15 protein-coding genes and 3 pseudogenes are annotated in these 17,645 nt (G+C 65.0%); 8 read left to right on the top strand and 10 right to left on the bottom strand.

The annotated features are described in order from the left end of the window. The first annotated feature begins 97 nt into the window (after positions 1-97). Positions 98-661 (top strand): transposase, encoded by a 564-nt coding sequence (locus tag OG331_RS50240; protein ID WP_406191077.1) that lies wholly within the window; start codon positions 98-100, stop codon positions 659-661. 14 nt (positions 662-675) lie between these two features. Here OG331_RS50240 and OG331_RS50245 read toward each other — a convergent pair. Then, positions 676-852: pseudogene (locus OG331_RS50245) on the bottom strand (SpoIIE family protein phosphatase); the annotation flags it as partial. Here OG331_RS50245 and OG331_RS50250 point away from each other — a divergent pair. From OG331_RS50250 to OG331_RS50265, 4 genes are all read left to right on the top strand, one after another. Further along, positions 775-1,026, top strand: coding sequence for a hypothetical protein (locus OG331_RS50250; protein ID WP_406210856.1), 252 nt, complete (start codon positions 775-777; stop codon positions 1,024-1,026). The pseudogene OG331_RS50245 and the gene OG331_RS50250 sit on opposite strands and share 78 nt — an antisense overlap. Next, positions 1,023-1,739, top strand: coding sequence for a transposase (locus tag OG331_RS50255; protein ID WP_406191074.1), 717 nt, complete (start codon positions 1,023-1,025; stop codon positions 1,737-1,739). The genes OG331_RS50250 and OG331_RS50255 overlap by 4 nt, the downstream gene beginning before the upstream one ends. A gap of 345 nt (positions 1,740-2,084) precedes the next feature. Further along, entirely contained in the window at positions 2,085-3,377 is a 1,293-nt protein-coding gene (locus OG331_RS50260; protein WP_406191072.1) for an IS701 family transposase, read from the top strand. A gap of 193 nt (positions 3,378-3,570) precedes the next feature. Then, complete coding sequence (locus OG331_RS50265) at positions 3,571-3,714, top strand: hypothetical protein (RefSeq protein WP_406191070.1); 144 nt, start codon at positions 3,571-3,573, stop codon at positions 3,712-3,714. 4 nt (positions 3,715-3,718) lie between these two features. Here the strand turns inward: OG331_RS50265 and carB are convergent, their stop codons facing one another. From carB to OG331_RS50280, 3 genes and pseudogenes are all read right to left on the bottom strand, one after another. Further along, a complete protein-coding gene (gene carB, locus OG331_RS50270) occupies positions 3,719-7,027 on the bottom strand; it encodes a carbamoyl-phosphate synthase large subunit (RefSeq protein ID WP_406191067.1) in 3,309 nt (1,102 codons plus the stop codon). A 265-nt stretch (positions 7,028-7,292) separates the two neighbouring features. Then, positions 7,293-9,023: a carbamoyltransferase N-terminal domain-containing protein gene (locus tag OG331_RS50275; protein WP_406191064.1), complete on the bottom strand. Its 1,731-nt coding sequence runs from the start codon at positions 9,021-9,023 to the stop codon at positions 7,293-7,295. Positions 9,024-9,379: 356 nt separating this feature from the next. Then, positions 9,380-9,607, bottom strand: a pseudogene (locus tag OG331_RS50280) (IS6 family transposase); the annotation flags it as partial. Between the two features lie 232 nt (positions 9,608-9,839). Between OG331_RS50280 and OG331_RS50285 the strand changes: the two are divergent. After that, positions 9,840-10,145 (top strand): annotated as a pseudogene (locus OG331_RS50285) (transposase family protein); the annotation flags it as partial. 130 nt (positions 10,146-10,275) lie between these two features. Beyond that, positions 10,276-10,509 (top strand): ISAs1 family transposase, encoded by a 234-nt coding sequence (locus OG331_RS50290; protein ID WP_406210858.1) that lies wholly within the window; start codon positions 10,276-10,278, stop codon positions 10,507-10,509. Between the two features lie 194 nt (positions 10,510-10,703). On the opposite strand, the gene OG331_RS50295 is transcribed toward OG331_RS50290, so the two are convergent. Next, a complete protein-coding gene (locus tag OG331_RS50295; RefSeq protein WP_406191061.1) occupies positions 10,704-11,549 on the bottom strand; it encodes a transposase in 846 nt (281 codons plus the stop codon). Positions 11,550-11,668: 119 nt separating this feature from the next. Then, positions 11,669-12,349, bottom strand: a complete 681-nt coding sequence (locus OG331_RS50300; protein WP_406209523.1) for a transposase family protein — start codon at positions 12,347-12,349, stop codon at positions 11,669-11,671. A 33-nt stretch (positions 12,350-12,382) separates the two neighbouring features. Between OG331_RS50300 and OG331_RS50305 the strand changes: the two genes are divergently transcribed. After that, positions 12,383-12,586, top strand: a complete 204-nt coding sequence (locus tag OG331_RS50305) for a hypothetical protein (protein ID WP_406191059.1) — start codon at positions 12,383-12,385, stop codon at positions 12,584-12,586. 247 nt (positions 12,587-12,833) lie between these two features. On the opposite strand, the gene OG331_RS50310 is transcribed toward OG331_RS50305, so the two are convergent. From OG331_RS50310 to OG331_RS50325, 4 genes are all read right to left on the bottom strand, one after another. Further along, positions 12,834-14,138, bottom strand: a complete 1,305-nt coding sequence (locus OG331_RS50310) for a glutamyl-tRNA reductase (RefSeq protein WP_406191056.1) — start codon at positions 14,136-14,138, stop codon at positions 12,834-12,836. A 186-nt stretch (positions 14,139-14,324) separates the two neighbouring features. Then, positions 14,325-15,236 carry an oxidoreductase gene (locus OG331_RS50315; protein WP_406209611.1) on the bottom strand — a complete coding sequence of 304 codons (912 nt, stop codon included), beginning with the start codon at positions 15,234-15,236 and terminating at the stop codon, positions 14,325-14,327. A 101-nt stretch (positions 15,237-15,337) separates the two neighbouring features. Further along, positions 15,338-16,129 (bottom strand): UbiA family prenyltransferase, encoded by a 792-nt coding sequence (locus OG331_RS50320; RefSeq protein WP_406191054.1) that lies wholly within the window; start codon positions 16,127-16,129, stop codon positions 15,338-15,340. Positions 16,130-16,362: 233 nt separating this feature from the next. Next, positions 16,363-17,613, bottom strand: a complete 1,251-nt coding sequence (locus OG331_RS50325) for a cytochrome P450 (RefSeq protein ID WP_406191052.1) — start codon at positions 17,611-17,613, stop codon at positions 16,363-16,365. Between the last annotated feature and the right edge of the window lie 32 nt (positions 17,614-17,645).

Genomic DNA, 17,645 nt, shown 5'->3' on the forward strand with positions numbered 1-17,645 from the left:
GGACCATCCCGCCCCGAGCGAACGCCGAGTTCGCGGCGCGCATGGAGGACGTACTGGCCGTCCATGCCCGGCCCTATGACCCGGCACGTCCGGTGGTGTGCATGGACGAGAAGCCCTACCAGCTCCTCACCCATGTCCGCGACCCCCACGGGCCCGGCCCGGCCGCGACGCGTGCCAGGACAGCGAGTACATCCGCTGCGGCACCTGCTCCGTCTTCGTATGGACCGAACCCTTACGCGGATGGCGTCGCACGCAGGCACTGTCCCGGCGGACCCGGATCGACTGGGCCGGCCAGGTCAAGCAGCTACTGACCGTGGACCACCCCGACGCCGCGACCGTGGTGCTGGTGATGGACAACCTCAACACCCACACCATCGCCTCCCTGTACGAGGCATTCGAACCAGAAGAGGCCTTCGCCCCGGCCCAGCGCCTCGAGATCCACCACACACCCAAACACGGCTCCTGGCTCAACATCGCCGAGATCGAACTCTCCGCGCTGACCCGGCAATGCCTCGACCGCCGGATCGGCGACCTCGACACACTCAACACCGAACTCTCGGCCTGGCAGAACGCCACCAACACCGACCAACGCCAAGTGAACTGGCAGTTCACCACCCATGACGCACGCATCAAACTGCGCCACCTTTATCCCAAGAATTAGCCACGACAGTCTACTAGTGGTGGGTCGGTGGCCTGGTCGAGGAAGGTCACGGTGCCGTCGGGATGGAGCAGGGCGGGTGGGGGGTGGCCGGCGCTGCTGTAGGCGATGGTGTGGTGGTCCCAGTCGATGAAGGCCGTCACTGCGGTTGTCGACTCTGCGCCTGTGACGAAGCGGGCAACGCCCAGCGCATCACCTATTGGCTCGCCCCCGACCGTCGTGTCGTTCCGCTCACCGTCTTCCGCAAGACGAAGATGCGCGAGACCGCGGAGGTGGCCCGCGCTCACGCCGCCCAGGCCGCATGCGAGGCCAGCCATGCGCCGGCCACCGAACACGACCTTTACAGCCCGATGGAGGAACTGCCATGAAACACGCCGAGTGGAAGACCCGCCGCCACCGCAAGCTCCTCGGCGCAGCAGTGGATGAGAACACCCAGTACGACCGCCTGTACGAGGAGGCCGAACTGGCCCATGACCTTGGTCAGCTGGTCTACGACCGGCGCGCAGCCCTGGGCCTCCAGGCCGCCTACTTCGTGGCCGAGCTGACCGGCCTGAACACCCGGGAGGGCTGGCCCGACGGCACCCGGCTGATCGTCCGGCGGGTCAAGCCGTCGGGCCGGCAGATCAAGAAACTTACCGGCTTCGAGCGCAAGACCGGCTGGCGCTACAGCATCACCGCGACGAACATCGGCCGGATGTGGGGCATCGCCGGCTCCCACCAGCCTCAATTCCTCGACGTCCTCCACCGTGATCACGCTGAAGTGGAGGACCGGGTGCGGACGAACAAGGCGATGGGCCTGCACAATCTCCCATCCAAGTCCTGGGATGTGAACCGCGGCTGGATGCTCGCCGCGAACCTGGCCGCCGACCTCGACGCCTGGCTGAGGCTCCTGGGCCTGCACGACGTCGACGACCTGGCCGACGCCGAGATCGACACCATGCGCTTTCGCCTCTACCACCTGCCCGCCCGCCTCACGAAACACGCCCGCTGCCGCTGGCTCCGCATCGACTCCACCTGGCCCTGGGCCAAGGCGTTCACCGTCTGCCGGCAGCGACTCACTGGACTTCCGGCCCTCACCTGACGGACCGGCTCCGTCCCGACGAAGACCAGAACGGAGGAGACCCCCACCACCCCGGGCCCGTGGAACCGCGGAGCCGCAGCGTCACGCGACGGCCCACCCCCGACCGGCAGGGGACATTTCAGGCGAACCGCCGAGCCACTCAGCGACCAAACCCCGCTGACGGATCGAGGTCAAACACGGCAGCTGTAGTTCCAGCGTCTGGGCTGGTCAGTGTCTTGTCGGGGGTGCGTGCGGGCATGAGGACGGCCACCGCGATCATGAACGTTTGTGACGACGTATCAAGACACGGTGGCCGCGGAGGCCACGATAGCGGAGCAGACGTGGGGCGAGACATTCGGGAGGGTCATGGCAACCGTCGCGGGCTGTTTCACACGGCGTGAAACGCGGGCGACAGCCGCCGAGTTGGTCGCCGGACTGTTGCTGGAGGTGGACACGCGGAACTGCTGGACGCTCGGGCAGGCGTTGGGACATCCGGGCCCTCACCGGCTGCAGCACCTGTTGTCCCGTGCCCGGTTCGATCACGATCGGGCGGGGAAGGAGATCGTCCGCCTGGTGGCCGGTGAACTCGCCGGGCAGGACGTGGTGTTGGTGGTGGACGAGACGGGCGATGCGAAGTCCTCGACGGAGTGTGTGGGAGCCGGACGGCAGTACTCGGGTGCGATCGGCGGTGTCGGTCTGTGTCAGGTGGCGGTGCATCTGGCGGCGGTCTCCGCGACCACGAAGGTGATCATCGACCGGGCCCTGTATCTCCCGGCGGACTGGGCCGCGGACGAGGAACGCCGCGAGGTCGCCGGGGTGCCGGAGGAGGTCGGGTTCGCGACGAAGCCGCAGCAGGCGCTGTCCATGGTCACCGGCGCACTCGCCACGGGGATCGAGGCACGCTGGTTCGCGGGCGACGAGGTGTACTGCGGGCGTGAACTGCGCCGGGGCATACGCTCACTGGGTCTGGGCTACACGGTCGGCATCGCCGCTACGTACCAGGTCACCGACGGGGGCGGCCGCCGGTGGGAGGCCCGCAAACTGATCAACAAGGTGCGTCCCGAGCAGTGGATGCGCCGGCAGACCGGACACGGCACCAAGGGCACCCGCGAGTACGACTGGGCCTGGCTCGACGTCCGCCCCGACGACACTCCCGACGAGAACGAGAACGAGAACGAGAACGAGAACGCGGCCGGGGCGGGGACGAGCGTGCTGGTCGCGCGGCGGCACCGCTACACCGGCGAGGTGTCCTACTTCCGCTGCTGGGCACCCGGCGACGTCGCCCTCGCCACACTGATGGAAGTGATCTCGCGCAGGTGGCGGATCGAGGAAACGTTCCAGCTCACAAAGGGCTTCACCGGGCTCGACCAGGGTCAGGTGACCTGCTGGAACTCCTGGATGCGCTGGTCACTGTTCTCCCTGTTCGCCGCCGTCGTCCTCGCTCTCACGGCCGCAGCCATCCATGAGGGCTCCGAGCGGCAACCCGGACTCGTCCCGCCGACCTGTCCCGAGCTCATCCGTCTCCTGCGGGCCATCGTGCTGCCCCCAGCCGCCCGCGACCGTGATCATGTCCTGCGCTGGATCGCCTGGAGGCGCCGTCACCAAGCCGTCGCAACCGCCTGCCACCAGCAACGACACCGCTGCCACGACCAGCCGTGATCAAGAACTACAGCTGCCGTGTCAAACGCTACGTCGCACGAGAGATCTACCGACTCATCGTCCCAGCAGCACCTCAGCCAATAGCACTGACACCGCCGGAGCCGTCGCTTGACATCCATAGGGGCATCAGCACCTCTCACCTCACTTCCGGCCCGGACGGTATTTCATGGCAGCCGACCGGTGCCGCCTCGAAATGACCATCCGCTTCACCATCTGGAACCACATCACCAGCACCACCGGCATGTCCGCCACCGGGCTGAACACAGACCACCGCCAGCCTCGCAATGCCCTCAGTCAGCACGCCCCGAACGTGACAACGCCCCCGGCGCGCACGTGAACGATCAAGGCAGGATCTTTTCATGGCCGCCAACGTGGCAGCACCCGCCTGACGCTGCTTCCTGAAGGGAAACCCACTGCAGATTTCTGTGTACCAGTGCGTCGATGGCTTGTACCGCTGCATGCATCGCGCGGAACGTGGTGAAACAGGGAACGGAACGACTGGCAGCCGCCGCGCGGATCTCATCGACCCTGCGACTATTTGAAATATTAAGGACCAGGTCAATCTCCCCTTCACGGACCAGATCGACGACGGTTCGCCCGCTCTTGGGATGCTCTCCATTGTTTTGCTTAAGCACGATCGTCGCCGAGATGCCATTGCGCCACAATATCTCGACGGTGTCACTGGGGGCTATGATCTCGAAGCCCAGACGGGCCAGGGCTCGGGTAGGGAGAACCAATCTGCGCTTGTCACAGCAGGCAACTGAAACGAACACCCTGCCGCTCGTCGGCAACGCGCAGTACGCGCTCGCCTGTGCCTTAGCATAGGCACTACCGATGGTAGAGCTAATTCCCATGACTTGGCCAGTGGAACTCATCTTATGGGGCATGTGCAGTTCGCGTATGTTAAGGTCGCCGCGAAAGCGCAACCACGGCATGATGGGCTGCAGGATTGCGGTGAGGTCTTTCAATGCGAATCTGCCTCCGTCTCTATCAGGCAGGATTCCGTCCTTCCGTAGTTCGGTGATAGTCGCCCCAAGGGAGATCCGGGCGGCCGCCTTGGCCAGGGGTATGCCGGTGGCCTTCGAGGAGAATGGGATGGTATTCGAGGCGTACGGGTAAGCCTTCAGGACGTATAGGTCGCGGGTTAGTGCGAACCGAACGTTGATCAGGCCGCGCACCCCGACGCTGCGCGCGATGCCCTCGGTGGCCGCGCGCAGGCGGTTCATGTCGTAGCCGCCCAGCGTGATCGGGGGCAGCGCGCAGGCGCTGTCGCTGCTGTGGATGCCGGCCTCCTCGATGTGCTCCATGACGCCGCCGAGGTAGAGTTCCTCGCCGTCGAAGAGGGCGTCAACAGTCAGTTTGATCGCGTTGTCCAGGAACTGGTCGACGAACACCGGATGTCGCGGGCTGACTTCCTTTGACTCAGCAATGAATGCGCTCAGGTGGGTCTCGTCGTAGACGATCTCCATGCCGCGGCCGCCCAGCGCGTACGAGGGGCGGGCCAGCACCGGGTAGCCGATCTCGTCGGCGATCGCCTTGGCCTCTTCGAAGGAAGACGCCGTGCCGAGCTTGGGCGCGGGCAGACCGGCGTCGGCCAACACCCGGCTGAACGCGCCGCGCTCCTTAGCGAGGTGGATCGCCTCGGGTGAGGTGCCGACGATCGGCACGCCGTTGTCCTTGAGTGCCTGGGCGAGACCCAGCGAGGTCTGGCCGCCCAGCTGGACCAGCACGCCCGCGACCGGACCGGCCTGCTGCTCGGCGTGGACGATCTCCAGCACATCCTCGAGTGTCAGCGGCTCGAAGTACAGCCGGTCGGAGGTGTCGTAGTCGGTGGAGACGGTCTCAGGGTTGCAGTTGACCATCACCGTCTCGTACCCGGCGTCGCTCAGCGCGAAGGAGGCGTGCACGCAGGAGTAGTCGAACTCGATGCCCTGGCCGATGCGGTTGGGCCCGGAGCCCAGGATGATGACAGCGGGCTTCTCGCGGGGGGCGACCTCCGTCTCCTCGTCGTAGGAGGAGTAGAAGTACGGCGTCTGCGCGGCGAACTCGGCGGCGCAGGTGTCGACCGTCTTGTAGACCGGGCGGACGCCCAGGGCATGGCGCACCTCGCGCACGACGTCCTCGCGCAGGCCGCGGATCTCGCCGATCTGCTGGTCGGAGAAGCCGTGCCGCTTGGCGTGGCGCAGCAGGCCCGGGGCGAGTTTCTCGGCCTCGGCGATCTCCTCGGCGATCTCCTTGATCAGGAAGAGCTGGTCGACGAACCACGGGTCGATCTTCGTGGACTCGAAGACCTCGTCGGCCGTGGCGCCGGCGCGGATCGCGTCCATGACGGTGTTGATGCGGCCGTCGGTCGGGCGCACGGCCTTGGCGAGCAGCTTCGCCTTGTCGCCCACCGGGGAGACGAAGTCGAGCTGGCTGCCCTTCTTCTCCAGCGAGCGCAGCGCCTTCTGGAAGGCCTCGGTGAAGTTGCGGCCGATGGCCATGGCCTCGCCGACCGACTTCATGGTGGTGGTCAGCGTGGAGTCGGCCTGCGGGAACTTCTCGAAGGCGAAGCGCGGGGCCTTCACGACCACGTAGTCGAGGGTCGGCTCGAAGGAGGCCGGGGTCTCCTTCGTGATGTCGTTCGGGATCTCGTCGAGCGTGTAGCCGACGGCCAGCTTGGCCGCGATCTTGGCGATCGGGAAGCCGGTCGCCTTGGAGGCGAGAGCCGATGAACGCGACACACGCGGGTTCATCTCGATGACGATGACCCGGCCGTCCTCCGGGTTCACCGCGAACTGGATGTTGCAGCCGCCGGTGTCGACGCCGACCTCGCGGATGACCGCGATGCCGATGTCGCGCAGGGTCTGGTACTCGCGGTCGGTCAGCGTCATCGCGGGCGCGACGGTGATCGAGTCACCGGTGTGCACGCCCATCGGGTCGAAGTTCTCGATGGAGCAGACGACCACGACGTTGTCGTGCTTGTCGCGCATCAGCTCCAGCTCGTACTCCTTCCAGCCGAGGATGGACTCCTCCAGGAGCACCTCGGTGGTGGGAGAGAGGGTCAGGCCCTGGCCGGCGATGCGGCGCAGCTCCTCCTCGTCGTGGGCGAAGCCGGAGCCGGCGCCGCCCATGGTGAAGGACGGGCGCACGACGACCGGGTAGCCGCCGAGCGTGTCGACGCCCGCGAGGACGTCGTCCATGGAGTGGCAGATGACCGAGCGGGCGGACTCGCCGTGCCCGATCTTGGCGCGGACGGCCTCGACGACGTCCTTGAAGAGGTCGCGGTCCTCGCCCTTGTTGATGGCCTCGACGTTGGCGCCGATCAGCTCGACGCCGTACTTCTCCAGGGTCCCCGCCTGGTGCAGCGAGATCGCCGTGTTGAGGGCCGTCTGGCCGCCCAGGGTGGGCAGCAGCGTGTCCGGCCGCTCCTTGGCGATGATCTTCTCGACGAACTCGGGGGTGATCGGCTCGACGTAGGTGGCGTCGGCGATCTCCGGGTCGGTCATGATCGTCGCCGGGTTGGAGTTGACGAGGATGACCCGCAGGCCCTCGGCGCGCAGGATGCGGCACGCCTGGGTGCCGGAGTAGTCGAACTCGGCGGCCTGGCCGATGACGATCGGGCCGGAGACGATGACCAGGACGGACTGGATATCGGTGCGCTTAGGCACGCTGGCCCTCCGAGGATGACGATGGTTCCAAGCACTGCTTGCGATGGATGCCACGTTCCGGCGCGTCGCTCGCCCTCACTCTTCCGCTGCAATGCATCACCAAGGCCGCCTGCTGTGACGAACGCGATTGGCGCGCGGCAACGCGCCGGGCCCAGATCGTAGGTATGCATGCGCGCCGCATGTAAGTGGACGGCTGTGGCCGGTCAGTGCATTGGTGTTGCTCTCACCGTCAGCGTGATTCTTTTCGTTCGGGTTGCACGATGGATTAGATGTCACTCCTCCTAAAAAGAGTCCCTTCTGACCAGACGTAATTGATTCGCCCCCATTCGGTCGCGGTAGCAGCATCGGGAAAGAATCCTCGTCCATTCAGGTTCGCACTTGTATTGCACAGTACTGGAATCCCACTGAGGCGCTCGTATTCTGACAACAGCTTGCTGATCGGAGTCCCGTCAGAGGGGTCTACTGTCTGGAGTCGAGCGGTGCCGTCCAAATGTGCGACGGCTGGAATTCTCTGCTCCCATTCAGGCCTGATGTGATGCTCGAAGAGCATGTAAGGGTCAGGCGTCCCCGGGGAAAAGACTTCAGGGGCGTGAGAGGAGAGACAGATTGGCGCCACCGGACGATAGCCTGCCCGTCCTTTCGCCGCATTCAGCCGATCCTTCATCCGGACATCTGTTGCAGGGGCAAGTATGCTCCGTCCACCCAGAGCTCTCGGACCAATCTCAGCTCGACCGGATAGAAATACGACCGGCTCACCAGTAACGACAAGCAACTCTGCAAGCTGTCTTTCGTCGCACGCCTCTGAACACCATCCCTCCGGGATCGATCCCACGGTCAAGCGGGGGCCGCTATAAACATTCCAGTTGAGGCGAGAATTACGAGCCTTTGAGAACATCTCACAGCAAGCAGCACCGATAGCCGCTCCCGAGTCGTTTGGAAATGGAGGCGCCCACACTTCAGAGAATAGACCGGAAGCGCGCAACTTAGTATTCCATTTGATATTTAGAGCGCAGCCACCCGCGAGGGCGAGGTTCGGGTACGAGCCGCTATAGTACTTCTGCACCACCGCAGTCACTTGCTCAAGTATCAAATTTCCGATATACGCTTGAAGAGTTGCAATTATGTCTGCGCTAGACATTCCCGGGAATAGAGCGTCTTGGTCCGCAGCTACTTTTCCGCCAAGCATCATGGCTTGACCGGCGAGCTCAATTGCGTCGTTCGACTGAGTGAGTTGCGAGAGAAGTTCGCGAAGGACTGGGAATGCAGACTCCTCAACCGTTCCAAGAGCAGCGTACGCCATAGCCTTTCCAGCAACTGAAAGTATCTGCATCTGCAGCTCGGCCTGGGTGTTGGCGTTTACGTCCTCCAGCGCGCTCGCGGCGCCCTCGATTCGAAAGGGATCAAAGTTGCAGCAGATGGCCGAGAACAGATGCCCTGAGAAGGGAAGGATTGTTGCGACTTGCCGGAGCCCTGGAGGATTGGCAGTTGCATGGTAGAGTCGGCTAGTGGTGCCACCGTCCCACGTCAATACGAGCGAGTCCTCCCCTCGCGCGGCGAAGGGGCTAGCGCAGTACGACGCGAGCACGTGGCCGGTCGAGTGATGGTAGCTGGAATACCCGATGCTGTGCGACGAGAAGTTGTGCTCCGTAAAATCGATGGATCTGGTGGGGTCACCGCGGTTTTCCGTCCTCCTTCCCAGCATCTCTTCGGCATAAGACGCCACCGGAAGACGAAGTTCTCGAGCACCGTCTCGCGCAGGTACCTCGGTACGTCCCGTTATGGGGTCGACGAGCCATCCGTCGACTACGAATCTGTCAATTGCGGCGAGGTCGACGCCTTCGCCGGACAAGATTCTCTCAACTCGCGCCAGATTGTCGATGGGGCTATAGCGGGGTAGGTTTTCTAGCTTTTCCATCTCGATACTAAATATGAGCCGGTTCCCGTCAATGACGGCAATTCCGCCATCGTGTGTCATCTTCAGTCCGCAAATTAGCATAGTCCCTGACCTTCCGCGCGGTATGGGGGTTTTGAGTAGAGCGTTGGATACACGTAGCCACGCCGAGAGGCGAGCCGGACATGGCGACGTGGCGGTGTGGTTGACAAGGGCTGGGTATGGTGTCGGCCGATGCGTGGCCAGAGGCGGCCGAGTCGCCCACTGGGCTACGACACCTCAAACCGGCGGTTCGGCGTTCCACCAATATCAGAGTCCCTCTCGGCTGTGGCGGAATCGCCCGCGCTGACCGTTCAATGCATTGTTGTCAGTCTTACCGTTGAATGGCTCGCCGTTCCCTCCGTTTCGGGCAGCCCTCTGGGCAGGCGGGCCTTCCCGATGCCGTGCGTCGGCGTCGGCGGCCGCCACAGGTACTTCTGCTTCCCGCCGGCCTTGATGAAGACCTCGTCGGGGCACTTGTCACCGGGCTGCGGGCGCCGTCGGCGCAGGGCGTTGGCGTAGGCCTGCCCGAGCTTCAGGCACCAGCGGCAGACGGTCTCGTGGGAGACGATGACGCCGCGCTCCAGGATGAGCGGCTCTACCTCGGTAGCTGAGGGGAAGCGGAAGTACCGCCACACGCAGTGCGAGATGACCTCGACCGGGTAGCTGTGCTTCTTGTACGAGGGCCCGCGTCCGACACGACCGGGTCCCCCTCCTCAGACGCCGACCCGGCGAGCATTCCACCCCACCCCCAGGGCTTCGGCGTAGTCGCGTGACGTCCGGTTCGTGATGTTCTGCCGGCTTGCCGGTGCCCCGGAACGTGACAGGCACGGCTTCCAGGATCATGGAGTTCTCTACGCCCCGTGATCCGAGTGGAAGACCGTGCCTGCCGACGCATCTTCGCTGATCCCCTCTGCCCTTGACCAGCTCCGTGAGCAGCCCGAGGCCGTATCCGCCGAGGTCCCGCGTCTGCTGGAGCAGCTGGCCGGGTACCCCGGCCCGCGAGACCCGCGCGGCGTACGGCACGCTCTGGTCGCCGTCCTCGCGCTGACCGCGTGCGCGGTTCTGGCGGGGGCGACCTCTGTGCCGGCAGTCAGCGAGTGGATCGCCGACGCCCCGCCGCACATCCTTCAACGCCTCGGCATACGCCTCGGCCCGCTGTTTCCGAAGCGGTTGCTGCCTGCGGAAACGACGGTCCGGCGGCTACTGGCCCGCATCGACGGCGACGCGCTGGACCGGGCGGTCGGACGCCGGCTCGCCGACCGACGCCCGAAGGCGACCGGGCTGCGCGGCCAAGGCGAAGGGCCGCAAGATCCACCTGCTCGCCGCACTGGAGCACACCACCGGCCTGGTCCTGGCCCAGCTGGACGTCGGCGAGAAGACGAACGAGATCACCTGCTTCCAGCCGCTGCTGGACACCGTCGCCGACCTGGCAGGAACCGTCGTCACCAACGACGCGATGCATACCCAGCGCGAGCACGCCGACTACCTCCTCAGCCGGGACGCCCACTACATCGTGATCGTCAAGGGGAACCAGAAGAAGCTGTGCTGACAGCTCAAGTCACTTCCCTGGAAGGCCATCCCGCTCCAGGGACGCACCCGGGGCATCGGCCACGGCCGCTCGGAGATCCGCCGGATCAAGGCCGCCACCGTCAACAGCCTCCTCTTCCCCGGAGCCCGCCAGGCCGTCCAGATCAAGCGCCGGCGCACCGACCTCAAGACCGGCAAGACCGCCGTCAAGACGGTCTACGCCGTCACCAGCCTGACCGCCGAGCAGGCCACCGCGTGCCAGCTCGCCGAACTCGTCCGCGACCACTGGAAGATCGAGGCCCTGCACCATGTCCGCGACACCACCTTCGCCGAGGACGCCTCCCAGCTACGGACCGGCAGCCGGTGGACGTACTTCTTCACGACGCTCTCGCCACCGGTGTAACCGCGCGCACGTATTTCCTCGAACAGACGGCGGGCGATGGTGCATCCCTCGGCCCACCGCTGGTGGAGGTGGGGCTTGTAGGGGTCGAGGATGCTGGTGCGGCCGGTCCACTGGCCGACCAGAAGCTCGTCCAGGCTCGCCGAGTAGGCGAGGCGACGAACGGTGTTGCGGGCCAGTCCGAGGTCTCGGCCGATCGCTCGCAGCCCAACTCCCTTGCAGAGGAGGGCATGGACGGCCGCGTGCTGTTCCCGGATTCGGTCGCACAGGCGGCCTGCTGTCCGCGGCCCCGGCGCGGCGTGCGGTTCGAGTTCCATCGTCTTCATGGCCGCACTGATGGGTGTGGCGGCGGAGTCGTGCGGTTGACGGAGAAGAGCGCGGTGCTGGACGACGGTCTTCTCGACGGCCTCGGCAAGGTTGGACCAGATGTGCCAGCGATCCGCGACATGGACCGCTTCGGGGGCGCCGATCCGCCCGGCCTCGGCAAAAGCGGTCGAGCGGTCTCTGCAGATCACTTCGACACCAGGGTGATCGGTGAGCCACCGGGCCACCGTCGTCGTGGTCCGGTCCGGCAGCAGGTCGATGGGCTGACGGGTCTCGATGTCGATCAGGATCGTGCCGTAGTTGTGCCCCTTGCGCAGCGCGAACTCGTCTACTCCCAAGACGCGCGGTGTGGTTGGTTTGGGCTCTGGCAGGCGGCGGATCAGCCGCAGCAGCGTCGACTTGCTCACCTGGGTCGTCAGGACCTCGGAGAACCGGGCTCCGGCCCGACCAGCCAGCATCACCGCGAGGCGTTCAAGTACCTTCTGCAGACCCGCACTTCGCCCCAGTGCCGGAAGCCCGAGTTCGACAGTTGGTGGGCATACGCGGTACCCCGAGTTGCTGACCTGCGCCGACGCCGCCGATCTCGCATGCCCACATGAGGGTGGCGGGGCGGGTTTCTCAACAGCGAATCACAGGACGCGATGTGACGATTTGTCAATAACCCGGACGAACCGTCAGATCCTGTCGATCCGGATGGGGAATCTGGAAGAGCAAACTGCACTCGATCCCCCAGGTCACAGCCTGAGGAAGGGCTCGTAGGCACACGTCTGCCTGGCGTATCCCAGCAGGTCGCGGGACCACAGGGCTCTCGCGTGCCCATCGACTGCGGAACTCGGGGGAAGGTGAGCCCGTCGACCTGCTCGGCGAAGGTTGCCTGTCGGCAGGCACGTTCACGGCAACGGAACCGCCGCACCTGTAACTCGATCAGCACCCGACGGCTGCCGACCGCACTGTCGGCGAGCCGGCGTACGTACCGGCTGTGAATCCGGGACGACAGGGTCCCGCATGCCGGACACGCGGCCTGCTCCGCGCCTGTCCGGGCCCGGACGGTCACCAACTCGCCTTCGGACACGGCGTTTTCTACCTCGACACCCTCGATCTGGTGGAACCACAGGTCCTGGATGAGTACATCACTCACGGCCGTTCATGATCGCGGTTTCGGTGACCCTCCGTGGCCCTGGCACTGAAAGTGATCCAGAACCAGCGTTCGGCCGTCGTCGAGACGCCGTCCCAGCCGGACGAGCAGGAGCTGCTGGACGTGTTCCTCGCTTCCTCTCCCGCTGTAGCTCCATCCACCGTGCTGGGTGGCCGCCCGGAAGACCCCCTGGCTGCGACGCGCGGCATGCGGCCGTATCCGGATTGCGTGGGGCAGTGACGACTCTGGGCCATGCGGGTCATGGCAACTGCTTGGTCTGCAAAGCAGCGTGGCTCCCGACGGTGTCCCCGGAAATGACCTACGTGCCGATCATGAAGCACGGTGCTGTCACGTTGTCAGTTGGCCTGGGATGATCTTCGGGGTTGTCCGTCTGGGGAGAGGGGCTGGTCGTGCCGGATGTGGTGACGTCGTACAAGAAGCACCGCTACCCGGTGGAGGTGATCTCCTTGCATGCTCGTCGGACCTGTCATGAGATCGTCCTGGTGGTACTGACCGCCTCAATGGCCATGGGATCGAGGTCGAACAGTTCGCGCAGCGCCGCCGCATAGGAGGCGCCGCCGGGTTCCCCGGCCAGCTGCTTGATGCGAACGGTGGGCTGGTGGAGCAGCTTGTTCACCACGCGGCGGACGGTCTGCTGGATCTCCGCCCTGGTGTGGTCCTCCAGCCCGGGGAGGCGAGCGTCCAGGCGCTCGAGCTCGGCATTGACCAGCGCGGAGGCCATCGCCCTGAGGGCGATGACGCTGGGGGTGGTCGCCGCCGCACGCTGGGCCGCGCCGAAGGCGTCGACCTCCTCGGCGACGATGCGGCGGACCGCGTCAATGTCGAGGGCGCCGGAGTCGGCGTCCTGGGCCGCGGTGGCAAGCGACTCCAGGTACACCACGTGGACGCCGGCCAGCGTGTGCGCGGCGGTGTCCACGTCGCGGGGCATGGCCAGGTCGAGCAGGGCGAGCGGCGCGGCGACGGCGCTGCGCTTCTGCGCGGCGGCTTCGATCGCGTCGGCGGTCAGCACGATTCCAGCCGCCCCGGTACAGGAGATGACCAGGTCGGTTTCGACCAGCGCGGTCCCGAGCTCGGTGAACGGCACGGCGGTGCCGCCCAGCTGCGCCGCGACACGCTCGGCCTTGGCCAGGGTCCGGTTGGCGACGACCAGCTCGCCGACGCCCTCGCCGTGCAGGGTGGCCGCAGCCAGCGAGCTCATCGACCCGGCGCCGACGACCAGCGCGCGCTTGCCCGCGATCGGGCCGCAGACCTCGGCGATCTGCTGCAGGCCGAAGATGACCAGGGTCTGCCCGGCCTTGTCGATCCCGGTCTCGCTGTGGGCGCGCTTTCCGACCCGCAGCGCCTGCTGGAACAGCTCGTTCAGCGAGCGGCCAGCGGTGTGCTGGTCCTGCGCGGTGTTGAGGGCGTCGCGCAGTTGGCCGAGGATCTGCCCCTCGCCGACGACCATCGAGTGCAGACCGCAGGCCACCGAGAAGAGGTGGTGGACGGCCCGGTCTTCGTAGTGCACGTAGAGGTGCGGGGTCAGTTCGTCCAGGCCGACGCCGGAGTGCTCGGCGAGCAGGGTGGACAGGATCTCCACACCCGCGTGACAGTTGTCCACCTCCGCGTAGAGCTCGATCCGGTTGCAGGTGTTGACCAGTGTGGACTCGGCGACCGGCGCGGAGGCCGAGGCGTGCAGTAGCCGGGACGGCTGATGCCCCGTTAGGGCGGCGCGCTCCAGCAGACCGGCTGGCGCGCTGCGGTGGCTCAGGCCAACGACAAGCAGGCTCATCCTCCCGGCCTCCTCGAACTTCTGCCGCGCGGTGCCGAGACGTCGACCGACCGACACGGAGGGAATAGGAACCACCGCCTCCTCCCGCCGGGTCGTGCGGGCACAACGCCAATACTGATAAAGTCCTCGCCCACCGTGTGCTGGGCGAGGAGCGGCAGTGCCCCGGGCTGATCCGACAGGTCAGCCTCAGACCGGGAAGCCGACCCCCGTCAGCTCCTGCGACACCGTCCAGAGTCGCTGCTGTGCGGCGGTGTCGTAGGAGACTGGGGTCGACCGGACCAGCTGGGGCGCGCCGCGCGTCTGTTGGAAGCCCCTCGGACCGTAGTACTGGCCGCCCTGCGCCTGGGCATCCGTCGCCGCACGCAAGCTTGGCAGCGCACCCTGCTCGGCGGGCTGCGCCAGCAGCGGCTCAACCAGGACCCGGCTGGCCCGCTGCATCCAGGCGGGCAGATGCCGGGTCAGCTCGGTGCTGGAGCAGCCGGGGTGGGCCGCGACCGCGACCGTCCGGGCCTCGGCGGCGGCGAGCCGGCGCTGCAACTCATAAACAAAAAGCAGGTTGGCCAGCTTGGACTGGCCGTAAGCGCCGATCCGGCTGTAGCGACGCTCGGACTGCAGGTCGTCGAAGTTCATGCCGCCGCGCGCGAACCGGTGGACTAGGCTGGCGACGACCACGACGCGCGAGCCAGGCACCTCCAGCAGCCGGTCCAGCACCAGGCCGGTGAAGGCGAAGTGGCCCAGGTGGTTGGTGCCGAGCTGGAGTTCGAAGCCGTCGGCGGTCTTCCCGTAGGCGGGGAACATCACACCGGCGTTGTTGAACAGCAGGTCGACGCGGTCGAAGCGCTCGCGCAGCTCCGCGGCGGCAGCGCGCACCGAGTCCAGCGAGGCGAGGTCGAGCGCGAGCAGCTCCGCCGTGCCGCCCTGTTTGCCTACCACCCCGGCGGCTGCCGCGGCGCGCTTCGGGTCGCGGCAGGCGAGCACCACGGTGGCGCCGCGGGCGGCCAGCACCTTGGCTGTCTCCAGGCCGAGCCCGCTGTTGGCGCCGGTGACGACGGCCACCCGCCCGTTCTGAGTGGGGACGTCGGCCGCGCTCCAGGCCATCGCGGGCTCTCCGGATTCCACCAGAGAAGTCGCGTACGGCGCGGTTGGACTAGTCATACCGCCCTCATTCTGATCCACCTCAGAGTTTGTCTTCAAATGCATCAGCCTATGTATCCCGTGATGACCAGGGGTTGCAGGAGAAGTGCCGAACACCACCAGAAGCAGAAGAGTTGGTAGCTCCAGTGGTCAGATCTTGGATTCCGGAAGAGAAGAAACCGCGTTGCGCTGAGCCAAATCAAGGCGCACGGAATCCCGAGGCATATCAATAGTGCGGCGCTTGGGGGTGGCCATGGCAACACCGCGTACTGAATCACGGGGGTGGAGAACAATATCAGCACCGCGGCCGCGCGGGCATTTCTCTCACCCCACGCGACAGACATTGTCTTACGTCTGACCAGCCGATCGCCGACCACATCGCGGATGTCCTGGCAGTTGCACCCGATTCCAGCCAGCAGCGACGTCACGCAGATCCACGCCCATGGCAGCGCGGTAGGCGCGGTAAGTCCCCAAACGGCGGTAAGTTCGACCCCTGCGCCGAGGCTTATGAATACAACGTTCTTGAAGAACCAGTGCCGATATATCCGGTCGAAGATGTTATGGAGGTGAATAAGGGCCAGCCACGTCAAGGTGGGCCAAGGAATCGAAAAGAGAAACCCAATAGTGATGAACAGGGCATTTGTTGCGACGGCACGTCGAATCATCCATTGCCGCGTGACGATTCCCTTGGCCAGCGGGCGATGAGGTTTGTTTGCAGCGTCCTCTTCGCCGGAGGCAAGCTGGTTGACAGTCGTGAATGCATAAATGTACAGGAATCCATAGGTCAGGATTTTAAGTAGGACTACAGGAAGCTCGCGTGCCGGAAGTCCAGCCGCTATGAATGTGCTGGTCGCCACGCACAGATAGGGTATTACCGTCGCCGGGAAGTCTCCGACTGTTATTCTCCACGCCATGACAATTTCGAACAAGAGCCGACTCGGGATCCGGTACATCCGAATGGCGAGACGACTCCAGCGATCTCCTGACGGGTGGATATCGATATCGGCCACAGAATGTCCGCCGGCAGGCGGATCCGACCCTGCTACCGCTCCTGCGGGACCAAAACTGCCGTTTCGCATTTCCTGTCGCGTCATGTAAGCAGCCTCAATTCGGTCAGGGCCCGCAGCGGAAAAATGGGGTGATAGCTGCGGCTCGCCTCTGGTGCCAAAGTGAGCTGAGGTAGACCAGCGGCGAGTTCCTCCATGGCAATGGTCAGTTCGAGGCGAGCGAGCGGAGCACCGACACAGAAGTGGGAACCCAGACCGAAGGACAGATGCGGCGAGTCGAATTTACGTTCTACGTTGCGCTGTGTCGGGTTCTCATATCTATTCTCGTCGTGATTGCCAGAACCGCACAGGAGCAGCAGCCGGCTTCCTTCCGCCAATTGTATTCCTCCTACCGTGACCGGTCGCTTGGCCGTGCGGAACACACCGAACAAGGGCGCCTCAAGACGCAGACTTTCCTCGATCATCCCAGCAATAGGAACGTGCCCGCCGCTGAGCTCGGACCAACCACCGGGGGAGTCCAACTGATCGGACACGATGAGAGCCAGTGCCTGGGCCGATGTCTCGTGGCCGGCCGAAATAATAGTGGGTAGAAGTGCCACGACCTCAGTGGCGGTCAAGCTTCGTTCACTTTGGCTATTGTGCAGCATGTGGCTGATGACGTCGTCGCGTGGCCGGGACTTCCGTTGAGCCACCATATCTCTCGCGAAAGAACCAAATTCCCGTAGACTCTGCGCAGCCTGGCGCGCAAAAGCGCTGTCGCTGAGATCTGGATGGTTCAATTTGAGTGCATGCCAATGCTGAGACCATCGTCGACACCGATCCTGAAACTCATCAGGAATTCCCAATATCTTTAGAATGGTGTTCAATGTGAAAGGGATCGCGAATTCAGAGATGAAGTCGATGTCACCCCTGGCGACCAATCTTGCTGTCAACGCGGCTGCCGTCCCTCGGATATCGGATTCGAACGGTGACAGGGCGCGCTGGGTGAATTGAGCGCCCGCCACGGCGCGCATTTTGGTATGGTCTAGTCCATCCCAGCGTGTTGCTACCGACTCCTCGTCACCTCGCCACGTTGCTAGGGTTTCAAGCACATCCGGGGGCAGCTCTGCGTTCAGCGGGGCAGGTTTGTGATCTCGAGCAGAGAAGTTCTGTTTATCCCGAAGAATCGTGACGATGTCGTCGTACCGAGTGACACACCATCGGTCAAATTGCGGCGCGTAGAAGACGGGCTGTTCTCGACGTGCGCGCGCCAGGAACGGGTGGGGGTCGTTACGATGGACGCCTGCGGGATCGAACAGCTTCGCGTGCGGACATACACGGTTGCTCTCCGGCATGAACTCTCCCATCATTACAAAGCGTGATGCCG

The sequence above is a fragment of the Streptomyces sp. NBC_01017 genome (assembly GCF_045162795.1).
Taxonomy (GTDB): Bacteria; Actinomycetota; Actinomycetes; order Streptomycetales; family Streptomycetaceae; genus Streptomyces; species Streptomyces machairae.